This is a genomic window from Synechococcus sp. R3-13, from assembly GCF_047462195.1.
Classification (GTDB): domain Bacteria; phylum Cyanobacteriota; class Cyanobacteriia; order Thermostichales; family Thermostichaceae; genus Thermostichus.
In genome coordinates, this window is record NZ_JANSIO010000363.1 from 1 (window position 1) to 4,198 (window position 4,198).

Below are 4,198 nucleotides of genomic sequence, written 5' to 3' on the forward strand. Positions count from 1 at the left end.
GTTCAGCAGTGTTCAGCGTAAATGTATCAGTATCCAACTCGGCAGAACAGAAGGGGTTGACCGCCTAATCTTCGTCTTCATCTTCTTCGTCATCTCCGTCTTCCCATTCCTCATCGAGATCCAGCAGCAGGGCATAGAGCTGATCAAAAAGCTCTGGCGGCTCATCGGGGGTGAGCAGGTAGGGATCCCCTTCGTCAGGCAGAGCGGCGTAGAGCAAAACGGGATCGAGGGGGGTAAAGATGCCGTATTTCTTCTCTTGGTAGAAAAAGGTAGCTAGCAGTTGAAACTCCTGGGCATCTTCCTCGCTCTCGCCCAGCTCGAACACATCTTCCTTTTCGACTGGGGGCAATTCCCCCTGAACCGTGAGGATGTCGAAGCCATTTTGCTGCAAGGTGAGGTTCAACTCCCCCAAGACAGCCTGGATGGTGGGCAGGGTAGCCTGTAGCTCTTCGGGATCCGGCTCGTCCAGGATCCCTTCCATGTTGGCATCGCCGTTCACCGCTTGGCTGGGTTCTTCTTCCCCTTCCCAAACCAGCACTTTGATCACAGCATCAACGGGAGTTACCAGGGCATAGGTCTGCTCGTCGATGACCACCTGCCGCAGGATCTCGCACTTGAGAGGCTGGTTTTGCTCGTCGCGGAGCACCAAGGTTTCATGGGATTCAGTCATTGAAAACAGCCCAGGAAAGATGGGGGTGTACAGAAGCTTATTCTCCCATGTTCTGCCCCCCTGCAATGCTGAGGGATCCCTTCCAGGCCCACCGGCAGAACTCTATGCTTCGGCTTCTCCTTCTGCTTGGGTTAAGGCTTCCAGAGCCAATAAAATCTCCTCTTCTCGGCGGGCGTAGGTTTCTTCGTCAATTTCTCCCAAATCTAGCTGAATTTGCAGGGCCGTAAGTTCTTTTTGCAGGTTTTCTTTGCTATCCAGCTGTGCTTCGGCGCGTTCTTGGATCTGCTCTGCTAGCCAAAGCAAACTTTGGGCCGGCCAAGTCAACAATTGCCAAACCATCCCAGGGCCCCTAAAGCAGATGATGAGTCTTCGTAATCCTATCAATTTGGATTCTCAGGTGGCCATTGCCCCGGCCTAGCCGTGAAACTTTTTGTTCCCTTCCTCCCCAAGCTGGAAAGACTGGGACACGCACGAAGCGCCAGGGGAAACACTGGCTATTGGTGCTCAGGCAAGTCCTAGCCGCGAAGACTAATCCTCTCGCTGGTGCTTCTCGATCCACTCCATGAGCTCCCCCTCGGAATGGGTACACAGGCGCTCTCCCGTGATTGGGTCTTGGACAGACCACCAGACCATGCCGCTGCCATCTACCCACTGCCGCACCCGCAGTTCATCGCAGGCCGCCAAGACTGCCTTCAGGCTCTGCCAAAGGTGGCGCAGTCCTCTGAAGAGCGCTGAAGAGAAGGGATCCCTGCCGCCGTACTCGGCTGCCAGCTGCCGCTCTTCTTGTTTCAGCAGCTCCATCAAGCGGGTGTTGTTGGCCGCCCTAGCTGCTTCCAAACGACGGGCCAGGGAGGCTGCTATGTTTTGGCGATGGCGGGCCAGGAGACTTGTCCCCCTCATTTCAGCGATTGCACTCATAAGGCTGCTCTACATACCAGTACCTCTACACGATCAATCCTACCAAAAAATCTGTAGTTAAGGATACGAAAAGTGCAAAACCATCGGTCCTGCACGCTAACGTGCGGGATCCGATCCCAGTGCCCTGCCTGGGAGCTGCCGGAAGTTAATCCAACAAGGGGCCACCTGAGCAGCTCAGATCAATCGGCGGCTTCCCCGGACGGATTTAACGGGGGCTAATCCACAGGCAGCAAATTCAAGCGGAGCGGCAACCGGAGTTTTTCCGCGTCTTGCAGGAAAAAATGCTTGCAAGCCTACTTCCACGGAGCTGCCACAACTCGGAACGAGCCGACCAAAACAGCTTAGGCAGGAGGTGGAGAGGAAAAGGATGGGGGACTATCAACTTCAATGTAGCCTAACCCTCTCTTCTGGACGATGGTCCGTAGCTCCTGAATCAACTTTTGATCTTGGGAAGCGGTACGTGCTCCTGACTCGGCAGCCCACGCTTTCAAGTCTTGAATCTGGTCACGAGCAATGGCGGCTAGAGGAACCGTTTGGCGGGTGGCGGTCAGGATATCTTCTTGGGTGAACTCGCGGGGCGGATCCTGGTTGAAGGCCATGTGCATGGCATCGTAGATGGTCTGCTCAATTTCTGCGCCGCTGAAGTTTTCGCTGGCCATGGCCAGCTCAGGGTAGGCAAAATCCCGCACGCGGTTGGGCCGCAGCCGCTGGATGTGGACTTGGAAGATCTCCTCCCGCTCCCGTTGGTTGGGCAAATTGACGAAGAAAATTTCGTCAAACCGGCCTTTGCGCAGCAGCTCGGCCGGCAAGATGCGGACATTGTTGGCGGTGGCAACAATAAAAACGGGTTTGGTTTTTTCCTGCATCCAGGTGATCAGGCTGCCGAAGACCCGCTTGCTGGTGCCCGAATCCCCTGAAAACTCGCTGTTGACGCCGCCAAAGGCTTTATCCAACTCATCAATCCACAACACACAAGGGGCCATGGCTTCGGCAATTTGGATCATCTGGCGCACGCGGCTTTCGCTTTCGCCGACGATCCCGCCGAAGAGTCGCCCCACATCCAGCCTGAGCAAGGGCATGCGCCACTCGCGGGCTATGGTTTTGGCACATAGAGACTTGCCGGTGCCCTGGATCCCGGCCAGCAAAATGCCCTTAGGACTGGGCAAGCCATAGGCACGGGCCTGGGCACTAAAACTGTTGCGGCGCTGCCGAATCCAGGCTTTGAGGTTTTCCAGGCCGCCGACATTTTGCAAGGTCTCGGAGGGGTTGTAAAACTCCAGGATTTCCGTCTGGCGGATGTATTGTTTTTTCTCTTCCAGAACAAGGTCAATATCGCCCTCGCTGACCTTGCCCTTGGCGGCTAGGGCGCGGGCCAGGATCCGCTCAATGCGCTGCCGGGTCAGTCCTTGGCAGGCTCGAACCAGTTGTTCCCGCGCCGGGCCGCTTAGCTCCAGTTGACGGGCAGGGATCGCGCGGGTAATGATCCGCTCAATTTCGGCGATGCTGGGCAGGGGAAAATCATAGACCACAATTTCCTCGCGCAGCTCGGCAGGGACAACGGCTTCTTGGCCCAAGAGGATGATGGACTTGCGGCTGTGGCGGCTCTCTCTGGCCAGGGTTTTCAGGTAGCGGATGACGGGGTAATTGTCCGAGCGTTCCGGATTTCTCAGGGTGGGGTTTAGGTCTTTGAGAACACAAATAACCGCCTCGTCCTCTTTGATGGCGCCGATGCGGCCCAGAGCAGGCATCAATTGGCCTTTGTTTTGGCCGTTATCTGACCAGCCGGAGACGATATCCCAGATTAGGAGTTTGCGCTTGGGCTTGAGGGAATCGGCTAGAACTTGCAGGAGCTCCTCTGCCGGGGCTTCTTCGGGAGTAACCAGGTAGATCAAAGGGTAGCGGGCGCGAACCACTAAGTCCAGCAGTGTGAGGATGTCTTGGTGATTGCTGGCAAAGGCGAGATCTGAGGGACTCATGGATCCACTGAGAGCGGCTGTAGGTAGTGTAGCCAAGGGATCAGGCTAGGGATGGATGGCTCCGTCGGGGAGGATGGCCCCTTTCAAGTCGGCGAATTGATCCCAGCCGGGACTTAGTTTTGCGCCCCATAGGTTTGCCCCCTTTAGGTTCGTGCCACCCAGCTTTGCTCCCCTCAGGTCAGCCCTGCTCAGGTCGGCCCTGCTCAGGTTGGCCCCGCTCAGGTTGGCCCCACCCAGGTTGGTCCAGCTCAGGTTGACCCTGCTCAAATTAGCGTCGCTCAGGTCAACCCTACTCAGGTCAGCCCAGCTTAGGTCAGCCCAGCTTAGGTTCAGGTTCTTCAGGTTAGCCCGACCGTTGACGATTTCCCAGACCAGCCGCCACTTGGGATTTAGCCGGGTTGCTTCAGAAATAACCGACTCCCTCAAGTTAGCCCCGCTCAGGTTGGCCCCGCTTAGGTCGGCTTTGCTCAGGTTGGCCCTGTTCAGGTTGGCTCTGCCCAGGTCAGCCCCCCTCAGGTCAGCCTCGCTCAGGTTGGCCGAGATCAGGTCGGCTCTGCTTAGGTCGGTCTTGCTCAGGTTGGCCTGGCTCAGCTTGGCACAGATCAGGTTGGCCTGGCTCAGGTTGGCCTCAATC

General features: G+C 56.8%; 5 protein-coding genes. All 5 read right to left on the reverse strand.

The window, feature by feature from the left end; translation table 11 throughout:
* Nucleotides 1-64: 64 nt before the first annotated feature.
* A complete protein-coding gene (locus tag NW856_RS11000) occupies nt 65-670 on the reverse strand; it encodes a DUF3727 domain-containing protein (protein ID WP_414400274.1) in 606 nt (201 codons plus the stop codon).
* Between the two features lie 102 nt (nt 671-772).
* Entirely contained in the window at nt 773-1,009 is a 237-nt protein-coding gene (locus NW856_RS11005) for a gas vesicle protein GvpG (RefSeq protein WP_011433717.1), read from the reverse strand.
* Nucleotides 1,010-1,198: 189 nt separating this feature from the next.
* On the reverse strand, nt 1,199-1,588 hold the full coding sequence (locus tag NW856_RS11010; RefSeq protein ID WP_414342319.1) for a hypothetical protein: 390 nt from the start codon (nt 1,586-1,588) through the stop codon (nt 1,199-1,201).
* Between the two features lie 341 nt (nt 1,589-1,929).
* Nucleotides 1,930-3,564 (reverse strand): AAA family ATPase, encoded by a 1,635-nt coding sequence (locus NW856_RS11015; protein ID WP_414400275.1) that lies wholly within the window; start codon nt 3,562-3,564, stop codon nt 1,930-1,932.
* Between the two features lie 45 nt (nt 3,565-3,609).
* Nucleotides 3,610-4,198 (reverse strand): pentapeptide repeat-containing protein (locus NW856_RS11020; RefSeq protein ID WP_414400276.1); only part of this gene is annotated, 589 nt, incomplete at its 5' end.

What these genes read in the sequence shown, in the direction of transcription:
- NW856_RS11000 (WP_414400274.1), bottom strand. Translation starts at nt 670, where the DNA reads ATGACTGAATCCCATGAAACCTTGGTGCTCCGCGACGAGCAAAACCAG.
- NW856_RS11015 (WP_414400275.1), bottom strand. Translation starts at nt 3,564, where the DNA reads ATGAGTCCCTCAGATCTCGCCTTTGCCAGCAATCACCAAGACATCCTC.
- NW856_RS11010 (WP_414342319.1), bottom strand. Translation starts at nt 1,588, where the DNA reads ATGAGTGCAATCGCTGAAATGAGGGGGACAAGTCTCCTGGCCCGCCAT.
- NW856_RS11005 (WP_011433717.1), bottom strand. Translation starts at nt 1,009, where the DNA reads ATGGTTTGGCAATTGTTGACTTGGCCGGCCCAAAGTTTGCTTTGGCTA.